Source organism: Roseateles sp. P4_D2, assembly GCF_056401875.1.
In genome coordinates this window covers 85,339-107,191 of the sequence record NZ_JBFUIM010000015.1, presented here as the reverse complement: position 1 = coordinate 107,191, position 21,853 = coordinate 85,339, and the positions used below count along the sequence as shown (strand labels likewise).

The following is a 21,853-nucleotide window of genomic DNA, read 5'->3' as shown; positions in this document are numbered from 1 at the left end:
GCCCGCGGGCCCCCATGCGGAGTGGCAAGCATGACACTGCCGCCGCTGCAGCGCCGTAGCCTGCTGATGTGGCTGGCCGCCTCGTCGGCCCCATCGGCTTACAGCCAGCCCAGTGGTCCATGGCCGACGCGGCCGCTGCGCATCGTCGTGCCCTATGCAGCGGGCGGCGCGGCCGACGTCGCCGCCCGTCAGCTCGCGCCCGAGCTGCAGAAGAGCCTGGGCCAGCCGGTGACCATCGACATCAAGCCCGGCGCCGACGGCAATATCGGCACTGCCGAAGTCGCCGGCGCCAGCGATGGCCACACGCTGCTGATGGGCAGCGTTGGCACGCATGTCATCAACCCGCTGCTGTGGCGCCGCCTGCCCTATGACGCGGTGAAGGATTTCGCGCCGATCAGCCTGGTCGCGACCGTGCCGCTGGTGCTCGTCATCAACCCCGGTGTCGCTCAAGCCTTGGGCGTGCGCAGCGTGAGCGACCTGGTGCACGCCGCCACCACCCAGCCCGGGCGCCTGCACATCGCCTCCGGCGGCAACGGCAACCCGACGCACCTGTCCGGCGAGCTCTTCAAGCGACTGACCCAGACCTACATGCTGCACTTCCCCTACCGCAGCGCGGCCTCGGCCCAGCAGGACGTCATCGCCGGCAACATGGACCTGATGTTCGACTCCCTGCCCTCGGCCCTGCCGCAGATCAAGGCCGGCAAGCTGCTGGCCTTGGCCGTCACGAGCGCGCGGCGCAGCCCCAGCCTGCCGGAGCTGCCCACCGTCGAAGAAGCCGGCGGGCCGGCGCTCAAGGGCTATGAGGCCAGTGCCTGGATCGGCCTGTTTTCTCCCAGCGGCCAGCCGGCGGAGCAGCTTGCCCGCCTGCAGCGTGACAGCGTTGCCGCACTCGCCAGTCCCGCGCTGCGCGAGCGGCTGACCGCACGTGGCATGCTCGTGCATGGCAGCGGCGGGCCGGAGTTCGCTGCGCTGATTGCCGCCGAGACGGCCAAGTGGGCGCGCGTCGTCCAGCTTTCGGGCGTCAAGGTAGACCGCTGACTTCAACGAGGAGACGTCATGAGCCTGAACCGCCGCCAGGTCACCGCCTTGGCCGGCAGCCTCGCGCTGCCTGCCGCCGCCCAAGCGCCGTGGCCGAGCAAGCCCATCCGTCTTGTCGTGCCCTTCACGCCCGGTGGTACGACCGACCTGCTGGCACGGGCGATGGCGCCCGAACTGCAGCAGCGCCTGGGGCAGGCTGTCGTCGTCGACAACAAGCCTGGCGCCGGCGGCAATATCGGTTCGGCCGAGGTCGCCAAGGCCACGGACGGCCACACGCTGCTGATGGGCACGGTCGGCACGCATGCGATCAACGCGTCTCTCTACCCCAAGCTGCCCTACGACCCGGCGAAGGACTTCGCGCCCATCACGCTGGTCGCGGCCGTGCCCAATGTGCTGGTGCTAAACCCTGCCAATGCAGCGCGTTATGGCATCCGCAACGTGGCCGATCTGATCCGCGTCGCGCGCGCCAATCCTGGCAAGCTCAACATGGCCTCCAGCGGCAACGGCACGTCCATCCACCTGGCCGGCGAGCTGTTCAAGAGCATGACGGGCAGCTTCATGCTGCACTTCCCCTACCGCGGCTCGGGTCCCGCCCTGCTCGACCTGATCGCCGGCAACACCGACCTGATGTTCGACAACCTGCCCTCGGCGCTGCCGCAGATCAAGGCCGGCAAGCTGCTGGCCCTGGCCGTCACCAGCGCTCAGCGCAGCCCGGCCGTGCCCGACCTGCCCACGATGGCCGAGGCGGGTGGCGCGGCACTGAAGGGCTATGAGGCCAGCTCCTGGTTCGGCCTGTTGGCGCCTGCCCACCAGCCGGCCGACCAGGTCGCCCGCCTGCAGCGCGAAGCCGCCGCGGCGCTGAATACGCCGGCGCTGCGCGAACGGATGGCAGGCCAGGGCGCAGTGGCTGGTGGGGGCTCCTCAGCGGAGTTCGCGGCGCTCATCGCCAGCGAGACCCTCAAGTGGGCCAAGGTCGTGAAGGTCTCGGGCGCCAAGGTCGATTGATGTCCCTCTTGCGCACCTGGCGCGCTGACCTGATCGCCGGCGCCGTCGTCGCCGTGCTGTTGATCCCGCAGAGCCTGGCCTACGCGATGCTGGCCGGCCTGCCGCCGCAGGTGGGGCTGTATGCCAGCCTGCTGCCGCTGCTGGCCTATGCGGCCCTGGGCTCCAGCCCGGTGCTGGGCCTGGGCCCGGTGGCGGTGCTGGCGCTGATGATCGCGCAGGCCCTGGGCGCGTTGCCGGCCAGCGTCAGTGCGACCGAAGGTGCGCTCGTGCTCGCAGCCGAGGTGGGCCTGCTGCTGGCGGTGGCCGCGCTGCTGCGCCTGGATGCGCTGTCCAGCCTGTTGTCGGTGCCGGCGCTGCGCGGCTTCGAGACCGGCGCGACGCTGATGATCGCGGCCGGCCAGCTGCCGGTGTTGCTGGGCAGTGCGGCGGCGGGCTTCACGCTGCCCGACCTGATCGCATCGGCCCCGCAGGGCGGCTTCGGCGTCGCCAGCGCGGTCTGGGGAGGCGCAGGCATCGCGCTGCTGCTGCTGTCGCGCCGGGCCGGCCCACGCCTGCTGGCGCGGCTGGCGCCGCTGCTGCTGCTGGTTGCGGCGATGGCGCTGTCGGCCTTCACGCCCGCCGCCATGGGCGTTGCCCAGGTCGGTGCGCTGCCGTCGCTGGTCTTGCCGCTCGGCTTGCCGCGGCTGGAGGCTGCGCTGTGGCTGCAGTTGCTGCCGTCCGCAGCCCTGGTGGCCCTGATGGGTTTCGTTTCCAGCCTGGCGGTGTCGGAATCGCTGGCGCAGCGGCGTGGCGAAAAGCTGCTGCCGGCGGCCGAGATGCGCGGCCTGGCAGCGGCCAACCTGGTCGCGTCGGTCAGCGGCGGCATGCCGGTGGCGGGCAGCTTCTCGCGCAGCATCCTGCTGCACGAGGCCGGCTCGGCCAGCCGCTGGAGCCTGGTGTTCGTCTGCGCCTTCATGTTCGTCGCGATGCTGCTGCTGGCCGAACCGTTGGCTCATTTGCCCAAGCCCGTGCTGGCCGCAACCATCGTTGTGGCCGTGCTGGGCGGCTTCTCGCTGCAGCCCTACCGTGAGGCCTGGCGCTATGCGCGCGCCGAAGGGTTGTTGATGGTGGCCGTCACGGTGGCCGTGCTGTGCTGGAGCATCGCGGCCGCGCTGGCCATCGGCGTGGTGGGTTCTGTCGCGCTGCTGATCCAGCGCACGGCCCAGCCCCACGTCGCCCGCATCGGCCGCGTGCCGGGCACGCAGCATTACCGCAACCTCGAGCGCTATGCCGTCGAGTGCCGGCCCGAGGTCGTCGGGCTGCGCGTCGACGAGAGCCTGGTGTTCACCAATGCCCGCGGCCTGGTCGACGCCGTGCTGGCCCATGTGCGCGAGCACCGTGAGAAGGTCGGCGCGCCGCAGCGCGTGCTGATGCTGATGGCGCCGGTCAACCACATCGATGTGTCGGGCCTGACCGCCCTGCAGGAGCTGCATGCGGCGCTGCAGGCTGAGGGGCTGAGGCTGGAGTTCTCCGAGGTCAAGGGCCCGGTGCTGGACAGGCTCAAGGCCGTGGGTTGGCTGGAGCGCTATGACGTTTCGCTCTACCTCAGCCACCACGAAGGCATCCAGGCCGGCGAACATGCCCTGAGGCCGAGTCTGGCCGACATGGATGCCCCAGGACAGCTGTAGGGCTCTTCTGCTACCGTCTTGGCCCAATTCCCGGTCCCCGGACGCCATGAACGACAAAGAGACATTGCTCGGCATCCGCCGTGGCATCGAGAAGGAAAGCCTGCGCGCCCTCCCCGGGGGCGGCCTGGCGTTGACACCGCATCCGGTGGCCCTCGGCGCGGCCCTGACCCATCCGCACATCACGACCGACTACAGCGAGTCGCAGCTGGAGCTGATCACCGGCGTGCATGCCGGTGTCGACGACTGCCTGCTGGAGCTGACCGAGGTCCACCAGGCCGTCTACCGGGCCCTTGCCGACGAGCGGCTCTGGGTGGGCTCCATGCCCTGCGGCCTGCCCACGGACGAGACCATCCCGATCGGCCGCTACGGTTCGAGCAATGTCGGCCGTGCCAAGAGCGTCTACCGCATGGGCCTGGGCCAGCGCTATGGCCGGCGCATGCAGACCATCTCGGGCATTCACTACAACTGGTCGTTGCCGGGCGTGTCGACGGAGGGCTATTTCGGTGCCATCCGCAACTTCCGCCGCGAGGGCTGGCTGCTGCTCTACCTCTTCGGCGCCAGCCCGGCGCTGTGCGACAGCTTCGTGCATGACCGCGAGCATGGCCTGCAGCGCCTCTCCAACCACACCCTCTACCTGCCGCACGCCACCTCGCTGCGCATGGGCCGGCTGGGCTACCAGAGCGACGCGCAGTCCAGCATCGCCGTCACCTACAACTGCCTGGAGAGCTATGCGGCCTCGCTGCAGGAGGCGCTGAGCCGGCCTTATCCGCCTTATGAGGCCATTGGCGTGCAGACGCCCGGCGGCGACTACAACCAGCTCTCCACCAGCCTGCTGCAGATCGAGAACGAGTTCTACAGCACCATTCGCGCCAAACGGGTGATCCGCTCCGGCGAGCGGCCGCTGCATGCGCTGCGCGAGCGCGGTGTCGAGTACATCGAGGTGCGGCTGATGGACCTCGACCCCTTCGAGCCGGTCGGCATCGGTGCCGACGCCATCCGCGTGCTGGACGCCTTCCTGCTGCACTGCCTGAAGAGCGACAGCCCCGACGACACGCCCGACGAGATCGCCGCCAACAGCCGCAACCAGCACCGCGTGGCCGCCCGCGGCCGGGAGCCGGGCCTGATGCTGGAGCATTGGCGCGGGGGTGAGCGCAGCCTCGCCGACTGGGCCGGCGAGATCCTCGCCGCCTGCGCTGTGCACGCCGCGGCCCTTGACGCGGCCCATGGCGGCGACGCCTACCGCGCGGCCCTGCGCCGCGTCGGCCAGCGCCTGCAGCAGCCCGAGCTCTGCCCATCGGCGCGCGTGCTGACCGTGATGGCCCAGGACTTCGACGACAGCTATGTCGGCTTCACCCGCCGCCAGAGCGACGCCACGCGTGCGGCCCTGCTGGCGCTGCCGTTTCCAGACGAGCTGCAACGCCGCTTCGAGAAGATGGCGGCCGAGTCGCTGGCCGAGCAGGCCCGCATCGAGGCGGCCGACACCATGGATTTCGAGGAGTTCCGGCGCTTCTACGTGGCGCCGGCGCGGATGGCGGTTTAGGGCCGTTCGGCCCTAAATGCTGGGGTCCAGCGTTGCGTAGACCGACGAGCTGAAGCGCGGCCGGTCGTCCTGCGCGTCCTTCGCCCAGCGCGTCAGGTCCTCGGCCGGCATCGGGCGCGCGAACAAAAAGCCCTGCAGCTTGTCGCAGCGTTTGCCGCGCAGCACCTCGGCCTGGCCTTCGGTCTCGACCCCTTCTGCCACCACCTGCAGGCCTAGCGCATGGGCCAGTTCGATGACGGCCCTGACGATGGCGCGGGCGTCGGCGCTGCTCTCCAGGTCCTGGATGAAGCTGCGATCGATCTTGAGCTGCGACACCGGCAGGCGACGCAGATAGGCCAGGCTGGAATAGCCGGTGCCGAAATCGTCAATGGACAGGCACAGACCGAGTTCGGCCAGGCGCTGCAGTGAGCGTTCGGTGGCGGTGGCGTCGTCCATCGCGACGGACTCGGTGATCTCGCAGGTCAGTTGGCGGGCGTCGACGCCATACTGGGCCAGCGCCTCCTCGAAGCGGCGCACCAGGGCGTCGGGCTGGCGCAGCTGCTGCACCGACAGGTTGATGGCCACGCGCATCTGCAGGCCCGCCTCACGCCAAAGTGCAATCTGGCGACAGGACTCCTTGATGACCCAGTCACCCAGCGGCACGATCAGACCGAAGCGCTCGGCCACCGGGATGAAGACGACCGGGCTGATCGCACCGCGCTGCGGGTGCTGCCAGCGCAGCAGCGCCTCGACGCCCCTGACTTCGCCGTGGGCAGTGGCGATCTTGGGCTGGTAGTGCAGGGTCAGGCGGCCGCTGCCGGTTTCGCCGGCCAGTGCGGCGCGCAGGTCGCGGGCCAGCTCGACCTGCTCGCGCACGCCGGCCTGCATATGCGCCTCGAAGAAGGCAAAGCCATTGCCGCCCGCACGTTTGACCGACTGGGCGGCCGAATCCGCCTGGGCCACCAGCGCCTCGCCGGGCCCCTTGCCGTCGTACAGCGCGATGCCGACCGAGGCCGACAGCCGCAGCGGCTGGCTGCCGGCGCCAGGCACGCCCGTCATGGGCTCGGCCAGTGCGTCCAGCAGACGCTGGGCGATTTGGGCCAGCGTCGTCTCGCCGACCTCGCCTTCGAGCACCAGCACGAATTCATCGGCGGCCAGCCGGGCCAGGGTGTCGTGGCCACGGGCCAGGCCTTGCAGCCGCAGAGCGGTCTCGCGCAACACCTGGTCGCCGGCGGCCAGGCCGAAGCTGTCGTTGATGGGCTTGAAGCCGTCCAGGTTGACGGTCAGCAGGGCCAGACGAGCGCCCTCGCGCTGGCCGCGCGCGGCGGCATGCTGCAGGCGGTCGTCAAGCAGCTGGCGGTTTGCCAGGCCGGTCAGCGGGTCGCGCAGCGCGATTTCCTGCAGCTCGGTCGTGGCGGCCTGCAGGGACTGCTGCAGCCGGTTGGTGCGGCGCTGGCCGCGGGCGTCCAGGGCCGAGGTGATCAGCGTCAGCAACAGCAGCGCGAAGGTGGCGCCGGCGACGAGATTGCCGAGGTTGTCGCCGCGCAGCGCGTCGGCGCTGAGGCAGACCGTGCCTTCGGCAATGTCGGCGGCGGCCATGCCGGTGTAGTGCATGCCGGCCACGGCCGCACCCATGACGAGGGCCGCGACGAGCTGGCCCCAGCGGGCCCAGGCCCGCGGCAGCCTGCGCAGGCCGAAGAAGATGATGAGGGCCGCGGCGGCTGCGCCGGTGGCGACGGCGACCGAGGCCGCCACCAGGCCCCAGTGCCACTGGATGCCGGGGGCCAGCACCAGGGCGGCCATGCCGGTGTAGTGCATGGCGCAGATGCCAGCGCCCATGCTGATGGCGCCCACGGCCAGGCGGGTGGGCGTCAGCGCCTCTCCGGCCGCAACGCGCAGCGCGATAGCCGACACGCCCACGGCCGCGAGCCAGCTCAGCAGTGTGACGGCGCTGTCATAGCCGACGAGGAAGGGCAGCTTGAGGGCCAGCATGCCGACGAAATGCATGGCCCAGATGCCCGTGCCCATGGACAGCGAACCGGCAATCCACCAGGTGCGGGCGACCAGCGCATCGGGCGTGCGCACGCGTTGGGCGAGGTCCAGCGCCACATAGGAGGCGAAGGCAGCGGTCAGGTAGGACAGCACCACGACCGCCGGGTCGAAGCGCAGCGCGAGTACGGCAGCGGACATGCCGCCAGTATGAAAGCCCGACGCAAGATTGGCCCGGCGCCATTCGCTTGCTGCGTGAAGGGGTGCCGGAACCCACGGCTCACGCTGGGGAGATGCGTGCAACGTGACCGGCCTCGCGCCCCACGGGGCGCGGATGGGCCTCTTGGCACAGGGCCGCAGGTCCCGGCGCACCAGCGCCGAGCGGCTCGCGCCAGCGAGCTGCGTGCCAAGTGACCAACAAAAAAAGACCCGGTCAGCAGGCTGCCGGGTCGTGAAGCCCTCAGGGTAGAGGGCGTCGTTGGGATGGAGGCACTCTAGAGCTTCGGCCGGCGCCCCGGTGGGCAATATTCACTTGCACTGCCCATAATCCCGCCATGTCAGCCCCCCAGCACCGCCCCACCGAAGCCCTGTCCGAAGCCGATCTGGAGCGCCTGCAGGCTCTGCTTGACGCCTTGCCGGCGCCGCTGGAACCGCTGGACGTCAGCATGGCCGATGGCTATCTCTGTGGCGTGCTGCTGCAGCCTTCAGTCGTGTCGCTGGAGCAATGGCTGCCGCCGCTGCTGGACAGCGAGGGGCGACCCATTCCCCAGCGCATCAGCGACGAGTTGATCGGGCTGCTGCGCCGCCGCCACAAGGAGCTGAACCTGGCCATCGTCGGTCGGCAGTGGTTCGACCCCTGGGTGTTCGAGCTCGACGAGGACGCCAGCCCCAGCGAAACCGTGCTGCCGTGGGTGGCCGGCTTTGCGCATGCGCTGGACGCCCATCCCGCGCTGATGAAGCTGCCCGAAGAACCGCTGCTGGAGCCGCTGGCGGCCCTCTATCTGCACCTGGACCCGGACGACCTCGAGGACGCCGATACGCTGCTCGAGGAGATCGAGTCGCTGGAGCCGCCGACCGATCTGGAAGAAGCGGTCGAGGGGCTGGTCAGCGCGGTGTTGATGCTGGCGGACGTGTCTAGGCCATTGAAGCCGCAGCCGGCCCAAAAAGCCGTCGGGCGTGCAGGCCCAGGCCGGTCGCGACCGAAGCAAAGCGGTCGCCGCTGACGCGCGCCGCGGCGGGGAAGCCGGCGGCCATGCCGTCCACCAGCAGGCGCAGCCCGGTTGAGCCGCCGGTGAAGTAAAGGGCGTCGATCTGGCCGGCCTTCAGGCCGGCAAGCGCCACGGTTTCGTGGGCGGTCGAGATGATGCGGTCGAGGTCGGCGCGCAGCGCGTCCACCGCGGTCTTCTCGCTCAGCGGCAGTACCAGGCCGGTCTCGATGTGACCGAGGTCCATCGTCGTGTCCTCGCCGCCCGACACGGCAATCTTGGCGCCCTCGGCGCGAGCGGCCAACTCGTGGCCCAGGCGCTCCTCCAGCACCGTCATCAGCCGGGCGTGCTGGCGCACGTCGCTGAACCAGCTCTTCATGCCGCGCCACTCGGCCACGCGCAGCGGCGAGTAGCAGGTGTTGATCAGATGCCAGGTGGCCAGGTCGAAATAGATGCCGCTGGGCACCTCGCGTCCGCTGGGTCCCGTGGTGCGGTAGCCGAACTCCTGCAGCAGGCCGGCGAGTTCGATGTGGCGGTCGAAATCGGTGCCGGCGATGTGGATGCCGTGGCTGGCCAGGATGTCGTCGCGGCGCGCCAGGCGCTGCATGCGCTCGGGGCCGACGCGCACGATGGAGAAGTCGCTGGTGCCGCCACCGATGTCGGCGACCAGCACGACCTGTTCGCGCGTCGCCTGCTGCTCGAAGTCGAAGGCCGCCGCGATCGGTTCGTACTGGAAATGCACCTCGCGAAAGCCGACCGCGCGGGCACAGGCCTCCAGCTGGGCCTGGGCGGCCGCATCGCGCTCGGGCTCACTGTCGACGAAGAACACCGGCCGGCCCAGCACGGCGCGCTCGGGTTCGCCGGCCAGGCGGCGCAGCCGCTTCAGGTAGCCGGCGACGATGTCCGAATACTTGGCGCCGCGGCCGCCGCCCACATCGGTGGTCTGGTCGATGAGGGGCGAGCCGAGGATGCTCTTCATCGAGCGCATCAGCCGGCCGTCGTGGCCCTCGACATAGGCAGCCACGGCGGCGCGGCCGAAGGCGCGCGGCGGGCCGTCGGCGTCGTGGGCGCCTTCGGTGAAGTAGAAGACCGCGGTCGGCATCGTGCGTTGAGCCGGTTCCAGCTCGATGAGATGCATCTCGCCGGCGGCCGTGCTGGCATTGGGCACCGCCACCGCGGAATTCGACGTGCCGAAGTCAATCGCGCAAAAAGGGGGAGGGGCAATCATTCGAATTACGGCCCTGGGAGGCCAGTCCTGACAAGTCCTGAAAAGTTCGGAGGAAAGGGCGCGGATTCTAGGAACACAATCGCGCGCCTGATTTGCGGAGATTCGATGAAGACGCGCCATTTCGCTCCCCTCCTGCTGGCTGCCGCACTGGCGGCCTGCGGCCAACGTTCCGAGCAGGACCTGCTCGCCGCCGCGCAAAAGCGCATGGAGCAGAAGGACGTCGGCGGTGCTGTCATTGAACTGAAGAATCTGCTGCAGCAGAACCCCGAGAACGCCAAGGCCCGGCATCTACTGGGCAAGGCGCTGCTGGATGCCGGTGACGTAGCCGGCGCCGAGATCGAGTTGCGCCGGGCCTGGGAGCTGGGCGCGCCGCGCGACGAACTGGCGCCGCTGCTGGCGCAAACGCTGCTGATGTCCGGCCAGTCGCGCAAGTTGATCGGCGAATTCTCCGACCAGACCCTGGCCGACCCCGTGGCCCAGTCGACGTTGCAGCAATACCTGGCCATGGCTTTCCTGGCTCAGGGCAACGTGACCGAAGCGAAGGCGGCGGCCGGGCGAGCCCTGCAGCTGCAGCCCGAGTCCGAGGACGCCATCATCGTCAGCGCCCGCACCAAGGTGGCCGCCGGCTTTCCCGACGAGGCCCTCGCGGCGCTGGACCAGCTGATTCTGAAGAACCCCAAGGCGGGCAAGGCGCTGCTGCTCAAGGCCGAGGTGCTGCTGGCGCGCGGCAAGATGGATGAGGCCGAGCCGCTGCTGCGCGAAGTGCTGGTGCTGGATCCGCGCTCCTACGACGCGCGCTCGCTGCTGCTGCGCCTGGCGTTCGGTCGCCAGCAGATCGACGTGGCGACCAAGCTCGTCGACGAAATGCCGCCGGATCTCGCCAAGAAGCCGCAGGGTCGTTTCATGCAGGGCCAGCTCGCGTTGGCCAAGGGTGATGCGGCCAAGGCGAAAGAGCTGGCCGTGCCCCTGCTCAAGGTGATGCCCAATTACCTGCCGCTGCTGCGCCTGGCCTCGGGAGCCCATCAGCAGTTGGGCGAGCTTGCCGACGCGGAGAACCTGCTCAACCAGGCCCTCAAGCTCGCGCCTGAGGACCTGGCGCTGCGCCGCCAGTTCGCCGGGCTGCAGCTGCAGCGGCGCTCGCCCGCCAAGACGCTGGAGACGCTGCGCCCGATGCTTGAAAGCGGCCGCGCCGACGCCGACTCCCTGCTGATGGCCGGCAAGGCCCAGCTGATGCAGGGCAATTTCGAGGCTGCCGATCAGGCCTTCGGTGCCGCCGCCAAGCTGCGCCCTGACGACGCCAAGACCACCGCGGCCCTGGCACTGTCGGCCATCATTCGCGACAGCGCTGCGCCGGGCGGCGCCAGCCGGGCCAAAGCCGACGCGGCCATGAACCAGCTGCGCGACATTGCCGCCAAGGACAGCGGCAGCAGTTACGACCTGATGCTGATCAATGCGCTGCTGCGGCGCAATGACCTGCCTGCGGCCCTGGCAGCCCTGGACAGGCTAGCGCCCAAGATGAAGGACAGCCCGGTGCCGGACGGCCTGCGTGGGCGCATCCACCTCGTCCGCAAGGACACGGCGGCGGCGCAAGCCTCCTTCGAAGCCTCGCTGAAGGCCGATGCCGGCTATCTGCCCGCCGTGCTGGGCCTGGTCACGCTGGACATGCAGGCCAACCGCAGCGAGGCCGCCGTCAAGCGCCTGGAGAGCTTCGTCACGACCCAGCAGCATTCGCCGCAGGCCCGCTTGGCCCTGGCCGACCTGCTGGCGCAGACGCGTGCGCCGGTCGATCGCGTCACCGAGGTGCTCGCCGCCGGCGTGCGCGAGGAGCCGACCGAGGCCGCACTGCGCGTGTCGTTGATCGACCACTACCTGCGCAACGGCGACGCCACCAAGGCCGCCCAGGCGGCGCAGGAGGCTGCGGCCGCCCTGCCGCTCAACGCCGACCTGCTGGAGCGCCTGGCGCGCACCCAGCTGGCGTCGGGCGACAAGGCCCAGGCTGCCAAGACCTATACGCGCTTGACGGTGATGGCGCCCACGCGCGCCCAAGGCTGGCTGGGCCTGGCCCAGCTGCGCTTCATGGAGAAGGACGACGCGGGCGCCGAGCGCGAGGTCAAGCGCGCGCTGGAAGCCGAACCGGCCTCTGTGCCGGCCCAGCGCCTGCTGATCCAGCTCGCCGCCCGCCAGGGCCGCGTCGACGAAGCGCTGACCGCCCTGCGCGAGCGCCAGAAGAAGAATCCGCAAGAGGCCTTTGCGCTGATGGCCGAAGCCGAGATCGAGAGCAACCGCCAGCACTACGACGTAGCCATCGCGGCCCTGCGCAAGGCCGTCGCCCTGCGCGAGCCGGCCGACGCCGCACCGCGTCTGTTCTCCGTGCTGATGGCGGCCAAGAAGCGTGACGAGGCGCAGGCCTTCGAGACCCAGTGGGCGGCTGCGCACCCGCAGGACCAGAGCTTCCCGGCAGCCACGGCCGACATCCTGCTGGCCCGCGGCGAACTCGACCCGGCGCTCGGCCGCTATGAAGCGCTGCTCAAGCGCAACCCTGACGCGCTGCCCATCATCAACAACGTCGCCTGGCTGCGCAGCAAGACCGGCAAGCCCGGTGCGCGCGAACTGGCCGAGCGCGGCCTCAAGCTCAACCCCGACTACGCGGCCTTGCGAGACACCTATGCCACCGTGCTGGCCAACGAAAAGGACTTCAGCAAGGCGATCAGCGCGCAGCGCCAGCTCATCAGCGACCAGCCCGACCAGCCGGCCTACAAGCTCAACCTGGCACAGATCCTGATCCAGTCCGGCGACAAGCCGGCCGCCAAGGCGGAGCTTGAAGGCCTGGCCAAGCTGGGCAAGAAGTTCCCGCAGCAGGCCCAGGTCGAGGCGCTGCTGAAGACGCTCTGATTAGACCGAACCGTAGAAGCCGAAGGCCATGCCCGGCTTTCGGCCAGCGATCAACTCGGCCATCGCATGGCCCGAGCCGGCGCCATGCGTCCAGCCCAGGGTGCCGTGGCCGGCGTTGATCCACAGGTTGCGAGCCTTCCTGCTGCGGCCGATGTAGGGGATGTTGGTCGGCGTGCTGGGGCGCAGGCCTGTCCAGTAGTTGGGCTCGCTGGTGTCGGCCACGCCGGGAAAGAGTTCCTCGTAGCGCTTGACCAGGGCGGCACAGCGCACCCGGGCCGTCGGTGAATCGAGGTTGAGGTCGAAGCCCGACAGCTCGGCCGTGCCGGCGATGCGGATGTGGTCGCCCAGGCGCGAGATGGCGATCTTGCGGGTGTCATCCAGCAGGCTGACAACGCTGGCGGCCTCGGGCTTCTTCAGCCGCAGCGTGGCCGAGTAGCCCTTGGCGGGATAGATGTTGAGGTGCTCGCCGAGGGGCTGAACCAGGGCCGGCGTGTAGGAGCCCATGGCGGCGACGAAGGCATCGGCTTTCAACGTCAGGCGCTCGCCGCTGCGCGTGTGGGCAACCTGCACGGACTCGATGCCGTCGCCCGCACGCTGCAGTCCGAGGATGTCGTGCTCGTACAGGAATTGCGCGCCGCGTTCGGCGCACAGCCGGGCGAGCTTCTGCGTGAAGACCTTGGCGTCACCGCTTTCGTCGCTGGGCGTGAAGGTGCCGCCGAAGATGCGGTTGCCGAAGGCCGCCAGCGCCGGCTCGACCTTCAGCACCTCCTCACGGCCCAGCACGCGGCGGTCCACGCCATGGCGTCGCATGATCTCGGCGCCGGCGGCGCCGTTGTCGAAGTCGGCCTGGCTGGAGAAGAAATGCAGGATGCCGCGCTCCAGGCGGTCATATTCGATGCCGGTGCGCGCGACAAGATCTTTCAGCGAGGCATGCGAGTAGCGGCCCAGCTGCACGAGTTCCTCGACATTGCGCTCGAAGGCGGCGTTCGTGCACTGCATCAGGAAGGCCAGGCCCCAGCGCCACTGGTTGGGGTCCAGGCGCGGACGGAACAGCAGCGGCGAGTCGTCGCGCAACAGCCACTTGGCCACCTTGAAGGGTGCGCCGGCATTGGCCCAGGGTTCGCAGAAGCTGACCGAGATCTGCGCGCCGTTGGCGAAGCTGGTCTCCAGCGCGGCGTCCGGCTGGCGGTCGACGACGATGACCTCATGCCCCTCGTCGAGCAAATACCAGGCGGTGGCGATGCCGATGATGCCGGCGCCGAGAACGACGATCTTCATGGCTGTCCTTTTGAGTTCTTAGAGGGGTTGCAGGAGGAGTTGTAAACCCAGCGCGGCCATCAGCACAGCGACGAGGGCATCGATGACCCGCCAGGTGTGGGCGCTGCGCAACCGCGGCGCCGCCGCCGCCGCGCCGAAACCGAGCAGGCCAAACCACATCGCCGACGCCAGGCCGGCCCCGGCCGCGAAGGCCGCGCGCAGCTCGGCCGGCTGGCGCGCACCCAGGCCGCCGAGCAGCACGACGGTGTCAAGGTAGACGTGAGGATTCAGATAGGTGAAGGCAAAAGCGGCCGACAAGGTGGCGCCGAGGCTGGACGCGGCTGTTGCGGCATCCAGCCCGGGGGCGGGACGCCAGGCGCGCCGGGCGGCGAGCAGCGCGTAAATGAGCAGGAAGGCGGCGCCACCGAAGCGAAACACTTCCAGCAGAAGCGGCTGGCCCTGGATCAGCGCACCGAGGCCGAAGACGCCCAGCGCAATCAGCAGCCAGTCCGACAGCGTGCAGACCGCGACGACGGCGCCGACGTGTTCCCGCTTGAGGCCTTGGCGCAGCACCAGCGCGTTCTGGGCACCGATGGCCAGGATGAGGCCGGCGCCCATGGCCCAGCCCTGCGCAAAGACGGCGGGCGCGGTTGCAGAGGCCAGAGCGGAAGCGGGCATCGGCGGATTCTCTGCATCGGCAGGCAATTCAAGAAGTGTCATTCATATTATTGGCCATACATTAGCAGTGCTAATGAATGACTTCGATCACGCCGCGCTGGACTGCCTGGCCGCCCTGGCCGACGAGCAGGGCTTCGAGCGTGCCGCCCAGCGCCTGTCGATCACGCAGAGCGCCGTGTCGCAACGCTTGCGGTCGCTGGAGGCCCAGGTCGGCCAGCCGCTGGTGGTGCGCTCGCGGCCGCTGCGGCTGACGGAGGCGGGCAAGGTGCTGCTGCGCTTTGCCCGGCAGTTGCAGGCGCTGCGCGTGGATGTGGCACGAGAACTGGGCGAGCGCGTCGCGCCGCAATCGCGCCTGGCCATTGCCGTCAACGCCGACAGCCTGGCGACCTGGGTGCCCGCAGCGCTGGACGCGCTCGTGCAGCGGGGCCTGCGTGAGGGCTATGGGCTGGAGCTCGTCGTCGACGACCAGGACTTCACCCACGACAGCCTGCGCCAGGGCGCGGTGCTCGGCTGCATGTCCACAGTGGCCGAGGCGCTGCAGGGCTGCCGGGTGCAGGCCCTGGGCGTCATGCGTTATGTGGCAGTGGCCAGCCCGGGTTTCCTGGCGAGCCAGTTGCCCGAAGGTTTGCACGCCGGCAACTTCGCCGACACCCCGTTTCTCGTCTTCAACCGCAAGGACGACACGCAGGTGCAATGGGTGTCACAGGCCTTCGGCGTGCGCGGACCAAGGCTGCGCGAACGCTTTGTGCCGTCCAGCGAAGCCTATGTGCGCGCCGCCGCCATGGGTTGGGGCGTGGGCGTGGCGCCCGAGATCCAGGTTCGCGCCCTTGTCGAAGCCGGCCAGCTCGTCGTGCTCAGGCCGGAGATCGGCGTCGACGTGGCGCTGTACTGGCACCAATGGCAGTTGCAAGGGCGGGGCGCCCTGCTGGATCAGATCGGCCAGGCCCTGGCGGACGGCGCCAAGCTTGCGCTGGGCTGATCAGCGAGTGGCCGTCACTGGAGCCGATGCGGCCGTTGTCGGTGCTGCCACCTGGGCGAGCATCAAGTTGGTGCCGCCCTGTTCGGGATGTATGGCACTCGCCATCCACAACGTACAGACGAGCACGGTGGCAATCAGGCCGCTGGCGACCCACTTCAACAGTTCTGAACTCATGCAAAAAGCCGGGGGGCTTGGAGGTGGGGCAGCTTAAGCGCCGGACCCTGCGAACCTATCCTGAGCTCTAGGGAGGCGCAGAAAAGAATTGCAAAAGCGCAACGCTCCCCTCGGATCGGGGGCATCGGCCCGCAGACCCCATCAACACTGGGAAAAACAGGGGTTGCCCCTGTGCGGAAATGCCTGGCGAGGCAATATTTACTCACAGATGGGGGGTTCGGTTGTCACATGAATCCCGCACACTGGGTTCACGGTGCTGATGTTGTTGTCGGCCCGTCAAGCCAATGAGGTCTGCCATGCGATTCGTTCCAGCGCTGCGCTTCTTCCGCCGAGACGTCGCTGCGCGCAGCGAGCCGGATCCCGCCGACCTCGGCACCGCCTTCGGCCTGGATGCCTGCTTGGACGGCGTGGGCGTCAGCGAATATCGCAGCCAGCCGCCCAGTGATTTCCTCGAATCCCAGTCGTCTGTCGCGATTCAGGAATCGCCGCTGAGCTGGTTGTCGCGCCGAACGGCTTAGAGTTTCGGAATCCGAATCCGGCTCACCATCAACGAGCCGGATAGCGCGAACATCAGCACCAGCGGGTGCAACTTGAAGCCCGCCAGCCACCAGACGCCACCCCATAGCGCGTCACCGATGGCCCCCTGAACCGCGGCCACCCACAGCACAGCCACAAGCAGCATGGACGTCGGAATCGGCGTGCCCTCGAAATACGCCACCTTGTCCGAGCCTGCGCTGAGTTTTTCCGCCGTCACGTTGTAGCGCGCCAGCCGGCTGACGCCGCAGGCGACGAAGAACACCAGCACGATGCGGTCATACAGCCCCTGCATGCCGCAGCCGTAGGCGATCGCCGCGGGCGCGACGCCGAAGGAGATCACGTCGGCCAGGGAATCCAGCTCGCGGCCCAGGGCCGAGCTCTTCTGGCGCCAGCGCGCAATACGGCCGTCCAGCACGTCGAAGGCCAGCGCCAGCGGAATCAACGCACAGGCGTATTGCAGATGTTGGCGCTCGCCGGTCTGCAGGAAGCTCATCACGGCGAACAGGGCGCCCATGCCGGCGCAGGCATTGCCGAGGGTGAACCAATCGGCGAGATGGAACTCGCGGATCATCGAAAAGGGCTTGGGTTTTTCCATCAGGACCTCCTCCTCAACGCTGCTCCAGCGGATCGATGTCGTCGCGCCGGGACGGGCTCGCAGGCGGCCGGCTGACCGCTTTCACGACGAGATGAGGCACGAGCAGATGCAGTGGCATGCGAAGGTAATGGCTGCGAACGAAGAGCGCAAACTCGGCAACGCGCGTGCCCGGCGCCATCGAGCCGCGGTGGGCGCTGGTCAGGGCCCGCCTCAGCAAGCCCTGCATCAGCCAGCGCAACAGAGGGCCGGGCCGGGCAGGGCAGCGCTCCAGCACATCCTCGGGGATGGGTGTGTGCAGATGGCGCCGGCACAGGCAAAGGGCATAGAACAGCGGCCGGCCCAGCGACAGGGTTGCGGCGCGCGCCAGCAAGGTGTTCCAGAAGCCAGGCTCGGCAGCATGGCGGCGCAACAGGCTGTCGAGATCACTGAGGTCGCGCAGGCCGTGCCCCCATTCGCCCTCGTGCATCAGATGCGTCGCGCTGTGCAGGATCTGGTCCGGCGCCGACGGCAGGCTGAAACGCGGGAATTCCGTGACCGGCTGGGCGGCCGCCAGAAGCGGTGCGCTGTGGGTTTTGATGCGCGCCGTCAATGGCAGGATGTTGTGGTGCAGGTCCAGGTTGGTCTGGCGGCGCAGGTGCACCATCGGCGGTAGCTCGTGCATCCATCGTCGGTAGTAGCGTTCATCGTAGGCTGTCCCCGCAGCACTGGCCCAGCCACCGAGCATCAGCGCCGCCTCCGCCTCGTCGAGCTGCTCACGCGGCACCAGGATGTCGATGTCCGAGAACAGTCGGCCCGGGGCTGGCGGCAGGTCGCCGGCGACATAGGCCGCGCCCTTGAGCAGCATCACGGGGCCGGGGAGGCTTGCCAGATCGCGGGACAGCAGCACCAGCTCCCAGCGCACGGCGCGCCGCTGTTCCTGGGAAACGGCCAGCAGCGCGCGCATCTGGCGGCGCACGGGCAAGGGCAGTGAGCGCTCGACGCCCGCCTCACAGGCCAGCGCACCCAGCCGGGCCAACAAGCCGGCCGACACGGCCTGGCGCAGCAGCAGGTCCCAGGTCGCTTCGCCATGGGAAGCCATGAAAGCCGGCTCGCGCAAGGAGCGCAGCAGCGGTTCCCATGCCGGCGTCATGACTTCAGCCCGTCAAGCGTGGCCAGCCCTTCCGCCAGGTCGGAGTAGCAGAAATCCCAGCACCCGCACGAATCGATCAACGCTGCCGTCAGCTCGAAGCCCACCCGGCCCAGCATGCTGTAGTTGAACGCATGGCCGGCCAGCCGCTCGAAGGCCTGGGCCTGTGGCACCGGCGTCAGCTGCGTCGGCGCGCCGGCACGCCAGCGCGGAAAGATCAGCTGCGTAGGCCGCGCCTGCTGTTGCTGGCCGGTCACGCTGGCGGCCGACGCGCGCAAATGGGAGACCGTGCCCTTGTGCGTGTCGCGGGCCGCCTCACCCAAGACGGCCTGCGGGGAGAAGCGGCGGATGATGGCGATCGACTGGTTCTTCAGGCTGACCGGACGGGCCAGCGGTGCGACCTGCCCGTCATCGCGGTCGATCATGGCCATCTCGTCAGAGAGCAGCCGCCAGCCCGACAGCATCAGCGCGGCCGTCAGCGTGCTTTTGCCGGCACCGGGGTCGCCCGGCATGACGAGGCATTGGCCGTCTTTCTCGAGTACCGCCGCGTGGAAGAGCAGGTAGTGATTCGCCTGGCTGGCCAGGCACCAGTTCATGCCCCATTCCAGCAGAGCGAAGGCGTGGTTGGCAGGCAGCGGCAGAAAGGGGCTGTGCTGATCCAGCCGGAATTCCACCTGGGCGCCAAGCCAGCGCCGCAGCCCGGTGACAGGCTGCACATGCACGTGGAAGTCGGCGATGCCGCCCTCGGGTTCCAGCTCGAAATCCGCGTACAACGCCGCCAGGCCCGCCGCCACGGGCGGGCAGCTGCTGTGGATGCGGTAGGCGAAGGGGCCAGTCCTGAGCGTCAGGCCGTCGTGCAGCCGTTGGCCAAGTTCCGCCGGGGCCAGCATGCCCAGCGTCAGCATCGCTGGACCAACAACAGCTGTTCGAGCTGTTGCAGCACATCGGCGGTCATTTCCGAATCGGCATCCATCAGCGCAGCCAGTTCGTCGAACTCCGCAGGCGGCTGCTCGGCGAGGCGTCGCAGGGCGGGTACCAGCCAGGCGGCGAGGCGATGGGTGTCGTTGGACAGCGCGTGATGCACGAGGCAGTCGTCACCCCAGACCCTGATCGACAGATCGGCCCCGTAAGTGAGTGCCCATCGAGGCGTTGGCACTGGATCGGTGGAGGTCACGGAGTGGCTGCAGAAAGACTTCGGGCGTCGCTACGGACGCCCGAAGTGTCACACCGACGGTGCCGGCCGCTCAGGAGTACAGGCTCTGGAAGTAAGCCATGACCTGGTTGGCGTCCCAAGAGACCGTCGTATTGACCTGGTATTTGCCGCCCAGCGGGCAGACGGCATTGAACATCTTGATGGCTTGGGCGACTGTGATCGGGTAGTCGGTACCGACGTTCAGCGCATTCAGGATGGTCGCCACGGTGGCGCGGCCCAGCGCGTAGATCATCGTGTCGTTCTGGCCGCCGGGCGTATTCAGGACCTGCAGCAGGGTGGCCTTGCTCGTGCACAACCCGAACGCCGAATCGCGGTAGCCATAAACATTGCAGGCCGAGGACTCAGCCTTGTAGCGGAAGGCGTCCATCAGTGTCTGGCCACCGCTGATGAAGCCTCCGAAGACGGTGCCCTTGTTGCCGCCGAAGCTGCAACTCGCCGTGGGCAGAGTGCCCTTCAGCGTGCCGGCCGGCCAGGTGCTTGCGTTCTTCCAGTAGCCGGGCGACTTGCCGAGGAGCTTGCAGTCCGCCTTGCCAGGCCGCGGCGACGCATTGCCGGACATCTGGCCCGACACGGTGCAGTTGTAGGCCTGGCTCGCCAGCGCCGGTTTGCTCAACAGGCTGCCCAGCACGACCGGCGTGGCCGCGCCCGCTTGGGCAAAGCGTCGGCGCGACGCGTTCATCCGGGTCGAGGTCGGCCGGCCGGCGGACGCGTCGACGGAGGCCGGCACCTTGGGCGTCGACTGCGGGTCGTTGATTTGGCGTTCGCTCATGACAGTGTGCCTCGTGGATCCGTTTTTGGGTTGCACCAGACTAGGGCACAACTCGCTCTGGGCGTCAGAGCGGGCCGATGCTAATAGGGGGCTCGGCGGTTTGGATGGCAGTGTTTCACACAAAGCCTTTTGGGGGTCATCTGGCGCCCCCTTGATTGGGTGGGCCTGAATCAGGGACTTAGAGGGCGGCTGACGAAAACGTGTCACATGTCTTCAGATCGCCCGCTTCCAGGCCGCGCTTGAACCAGCGAACACGCTGCGCGCTGCTGCCGTGGGTGAAGCTTTCGGGCACGACGGCGCCCCGGGAGCGCTTTTGCAGGGTGTCGTCGCCGATCTGGGAGGCGGCGTTCAGCGCCTCCTCGATGTCGCCTTGCTCCAGCCAGCCTTTGCTGCGCTGCGACAGATTCGCCCAGACACCGGCAAAGCAGTCCGCCTGCAGCTCCAGCTTGACGCTCATGGCGTTCGCCTCGCGCTCGGAGACGCGGCCGCGGGCGCGATCCAGCTTTTCGGTCGTGCCCATCAGGTTCTGCAGGTGGTGGCCGACCTCGTGGGCGATGACATAGGCCTGGGCGAAGTCGCCCGGCGCGCCCAGGCGCTGTCGCAAGGTGTCGTAGAAGCCCAGGTCGATGTAGACCTTGCGGTCGGCGGGGCAGTAGAACGGGCCCATGGCGGCCTCGCCGGTGCCGCAGCCGGTGGGCCAGCGGTCGCGGAAGATGACAAGCTTGGGAGCGGGGTATTGCTGGCCTGCGCGTTGGAAGTAGGCGCCCCAGACGTCTTCGGTATCCGCCAGTACCTTGCTGACGAATACCGCACCCGGATCCTTGGGGTGTTGCTCGGCCGGCGCGCCCGGTTGGACCTGCGGCGCAGCGCCGCCCCCGCCGTCGAGCAGCCCGAGCACCGTCAGCGGGTTGATGCCGAAGGCCCAGGATGCCAGCAGGGCGATGACGACACCGCCCAGGCTCAGGCCGCGCCCGCCGATGGGCAGGCCGCCACCCCCGCTGCTGCTGCCACGGACATCTTCGACGTTGTCGCTCTCACGCTGGCCATCCAACTTCATGCTGTCTCTCCTGCTGATCGGGCAATCCTACGGCCCATGACCGCCAAAACGCAGTCCGTCGCCTCTCGCGGGCGTCGCACCGGCCGGCTGGACACACTGCCGCCGCATCGCCGAACCAGGAGCCCCCATGAAACGCCTCGCCCTGCTGACCCTTGCCGCCGCCCTTGCCACCAGCAGCTTTGCCGGCGACAACGACTGGCATCTGCGCATCAAGAAGGAATCCGACGGCTGGACGGCCCACTTCAGCGGTCCCATCGACTACGGCAGCGGCAAGAACCGCATCAAGGGCTCGGGCGTCAAGGTCGAGAAGGCGCGCGCCCTCGGCAGCTTCAGCAAGCTGCGCATCGACGGCCCCTTCGACGTCAAGCTGACCCAGGCGGGCAGCGACCAGGCCACGGTGGTTGCCGACGACAACATCGAGCCGCTGGTGGAGACCGTTGTCGAGGGCGATGCCCTGGTGGTGCGCATGAAACGCGACGCCGGCTTCACGACGCGTTCCGCGCCGACGGTGCGCGTCGACGCCCGGGCCCTGCAGTCCATCGCCATCAATGGCTCGGGCGACCTGGCCGTGGAGCGCTTCAAGGCCGACAGCCTCAGCCTGAACGTCATCGGCTCGGGGGATGTGCATTTCGGTGCCGTCGAGCTGAAGGACCTGAGCGTCAGCATCAGCGGCTCGGGCGATGTGCGCCTGGCCGGCCGGGCGGACCAGCAGAGCTGGACGGTCAGCGGTTCGGGCGATGTTGACGCGCGCTCCCTTGCCGGCCGCGCAGCCCGAGTCAACATCAACGGTTCGGGCGACGTGTCTGTCGGGGTGACGGAACAGCTGGACGTCCAACTGAGCGGTTCCGGCGACCTGAGCTACGCCGGACGGCCGCAGTTGCGCCAAAGCGTCAGCGGCTCGGGCGAGATCAGCCGCCGCTAGAGC

Annotated in this window: 20 protein-coding genes; 9 read left to right on the top strand and 11 right to left on the bottom strand. The window is 68.8% G+C overall.

Going from position 1 to position 21,853, the window contains the following annotated elements:
* Positions 1 to 30: 30 nt before the first annotated feature.
* The 4 genes from AC1DW0_RS24745 to gshA are packed head-to-tail and all read left to right on the top strand — an operon-like array spanning position 31 to position 5,250.
* The gene (locus AC1DW0_RS24745; protein ID WP_477948603.1) at positions 31 to 1,038 is read left to right on the top strand and encodes a Bug family tripartite tricarboxylate transporter substrate binding protein; all 1,008 of its coding nucleotides are present in this window, start codon (positions 31 to 33) and stop codon (positions 1,036 to 1,038) included.
* 18 nt (positions 1,039 to 1,056) lie between these two features.
* Positions 1,057 to 2,043, top strand: coding sequence for a tripartite tricarboxylate transporter substrate binding protein (locus tag AC1DW0_RS24740; RefSeq protein WP_477948602.1), 987 nt, complete (start codon positions 1,057 to 1,059; stop codon positions 2,041 to 2,043).
* Positions 2,043 to 3,710 carry a SulP family inorganic anion transporter gene (locus AC1DW0_RS24735; protein ID WP_477948601.1) on the top strand — a complete coding sequence of 556 codons (1,668 nt, stop codon included), beginning with the start codon at positions 2,043 to 2,045 and terminating at the stop codon, positions 3,708 to 3,710. The genes AC1DW0_RS24740 and AC1DW0_RS24735 overlap by 1 nt, the downstream gene beginning before the upstream one ends.
* 46 nt (positions 3,711 to 3,756) lie before the next feature.
* Positions 3,757 to 5,250: a glutamate--cysteine ligase gene (gene gshA / locus AC1DW0_RS24730; RefSeq protein WP_457320587.1), complete on the top strand. Its 1,494-nt coding sequence runs from the start codon at positions 3,757 to 3,759 to the stop codon at positions 5,248 to 5,250.
* Positions 5,251 to 5,262: 12 nt separating this feature from the next.
* Here gshA and AC1DW0_RS24725 read toward each other — a convergent pair whose 3' ends face one another.
* Entirely contained in the window at positions 5,263 to 7,419 is a 2,157-nt protein-coding gene (locus AC1DW0_RS24725) for a putative bifunctional diguanylate cyclase/phosphodiesterase (protein WP_457389763.1), read from the bottom strand.
* A 353-nt stretch (positions 7,420 to 7,772) separates the two neighbouring features.
* Here AC1DW0_RS24725 and AC1DW0_RS24720 point away from each other — a divergent pair, with 353 nt between their 5' ends.
* Positions 7,773 to 8,441 (top strand): YecA/YgfB family protein, encoded by a 669-nt coding sequence (locus AC1DW0_RS24720; RefSeq protein WP_457389762.1) that lies wholly within the window; start codon positions 7,773 to 7,775, stop codon positions 8,439 to 8,441.
* On the opposite strand, the gene AC1DW0_RS24715 is transcribed toward AC1DW0_RS24720, so the two are convergent.
* The gene (locus tag AC1DW0_RS24715) at positions 8,353 to 9,651 is read right to left on the bottom strand and encodes an Hsp70 family protein (RefSeq protein ID WP_457389761.1); all 1,299 of its coding nucleotides are present in this window, start codon (positions 9,649 to 9,651) and stop codon (positions 8,353 to 8,355) included. The genes AC1DW0_RS24720 and AC1DW0_RS24715 overlap by 89 nt on opposite strands.
* 105 nt (positions 9,652 to 9,756) lie before the next feature.
* Here AC1DW0_RS24715 and prsT point away from each other — a divergent pair, with 105 nt between their 5' ends.
* A complete protein-coding gene (gene prsT, locus AC1DW0_RS24710; protein ID WP_477948599.1) occupies positions 9,757 to 12,543 on the top strand; it encodes an XrtA/PEP-CTERM system TPR-repeat protein PrsT in 2,787 nt (928 codons plus the stop codon).
* Here prsT and AC1DW0_RS24705 read toward each other — a convergent pair whose 3' ends face one another.
* A complete protein-coding gene (locus AC1DW0_RS24705; protein WP_477948597.1) occupies positions 12,544 to 13,821 on the bottom strand; it encodes a D-amino acid dehydrogenase in 1,278 nt (425 codons plus the stop codon).
* Between the two features lie 18 nt (positions 13,822 to 13,839).
* The gene (locus AC1DW0_RS24700; protein ID WP_477948595.1) at positions 13,840 to 14,478 is read right to left on the bottom strand and encodes a LysE/ArgO family amino acid transporter; all 639 of its coding nucleotides are present in this window, start codon (positions 14,476 to 14,478) and stop codon (positions 13,840 to 13,842) included.
* A gap of 73 nt (positions 14,479 to 14,551) precedes the next feature.
* Here AC1DW0_RS24700 and AC1DW0_RS24695 point away from each other — a divergent pair, with 73 nt between their 5' ends.
* Positions 14,552 to 15,457, top strand: coding sequence for a LysR family transcriptional regulator ArgP (locus tag AC1DW0_RS24695; protein WP_457389758.1), 906 nt, complete (start codon positions 14,552 to 14,554; stop codon positions 15,455 to 15,457).
* Here the strand turns inward: AC1DW0_RS24695 and AC1DW0_RS24690 are convergent, their stop codons facing one another.
* Positions 15,458 to 15,631 carry a hypothetical protein gene (locus AC1DW0_RS24690; RefSeq protein ID WP_157281035.1) on the bottom strand — a complete coding sequence of 58 codons (174 nt, stop codon included), beginning with the start codon at positions 15,629 to 15,631 and terminating at the stop codon, positions 15,458 to 15,460. It lies immediately after the preceding gene.
* Positions 15,632 to 15,927: 296 nt separating this feature from the next.
* Between AC1DW0_RS24690 and AC1DW0_RS24685 the strand changes: the two genes are divergently transcribed.
* Positions 15,928 to 16,149: a hypothetical protein gene (locus tag AC1DW0_RS24685; RefSeq protein WP_056191657.1), complete on the top strand. Its 222-nt coding sequence runs from the start codon at positions 15,928 to 15,930 to the stop codon at positions 16,147 to 16,149.
* Here the strand turns inward: AC1DW0_RS24685 and pssA are convergent.
* The 6 genes from pssA to ypfJ form a co-directional block, all read right to left on the bottom strand.
* On the bottom strand, positions 16,146 to 16,763 hold the full coding sequence (gene pssA / locus AC1DW0_RS24680) for a CDP-diacylglycerol--serine O-phosphatidyltransferase (RefSeq protein ID WP_056191659.1): 618 nt from the start codon (positions 16,761 to 16,763) through the stop codon (positions 16,146 to 16,148). The genes AC1DW0_RS24685 and pssA overlap by 4 nt on opposite strands.
* 13 nt (positions 16,764 to 16,776) lie before the next feature.
* Positions 16,777 to 17,892: a nucleotidyltransferase domain-containing protein gene (locus AC1DW0_RS24675; RefSeq protein ID WP_457351292.1), complete on the bottom strand. Its 1,116-nt coding sequence runs from the start codon at positions 17,890 to 17,892 to the stop codon at positions 16,777 to 16,779.
* Positions 17,889 to 18,794: an HprK-related kinase A gene (locus AC1DW0_RS24670; protein ID WP_457351290.1), complete on the bottom strand. Its 906-nt coding sequence runs from the start codon at positions 18,792 to 18,794 to the stop codon at positions 17,889 to 17,891. Before AC1DW0_RS24670 ends, AC1DW0_RS24675 begins: the two co-directional genes overlap by 4 nt.
* On the bottom strand, positions 18,788 to 19,063 hold the full coding sequence (locus AC1DW0_RS24665; protein WP_457351288.1) for a hypothetical protein: 276 nt from the start codon (positions 19,061 to 19,063) through the stop codon (positions 18,788 to 18,790). Before AC1DW0_RS24665 ends, AC1DW0_RS24670 begins: the two co-directional genes overlap by 7 nt.
* A gap of 70 nt (positions 19,064 to 19,133) precedes the next feature.
* Positions 19,134 to 19,871 (bottom strand): hypothetical protein, encoded by a 738-nt coding sequence (locus AC1DW0_RS24660; protein ID WP_457351286.1) that lies wholly within the window; start codon positions 19,869 to 19,871, stop codon positions 19,134 to 19,136.
* 178 nt (positions 19,872 to 20,049) lie between these two features.
* Positions 20,050 to 20,928, bottom strand: a complete 879-nt coding sequence (ypfJ, locus tag AC1DW0_RS24655) for a KPN_02809 family neutral zinc metallopeptidase (protein ID WP_056191665.1) — start codon at positions 20,926 to 20,928, stop codon at positions 20,050 to 20,052.
* A gap of 127 nt (positions 20,929 to 21,055) precedes the next feature.
* On the opposite strand from ypfJ, the gene AC1DW0_RS24650 reads away from it, so the two are divergent.
* Positions 21,056 to 21,850, top strand: a complete 795-nt coding sequence (locus AC1DW0_RS24650) for a head GIN domain-containing protein (protein ID WP_457323752.1) — start codon at positions 21,056 to 21,058, stop codon at positions 21,848 to 21,850.
* The last annotated feature ends 3 nt before the right edge of the window (positions 21,851 to 21,853 follow it).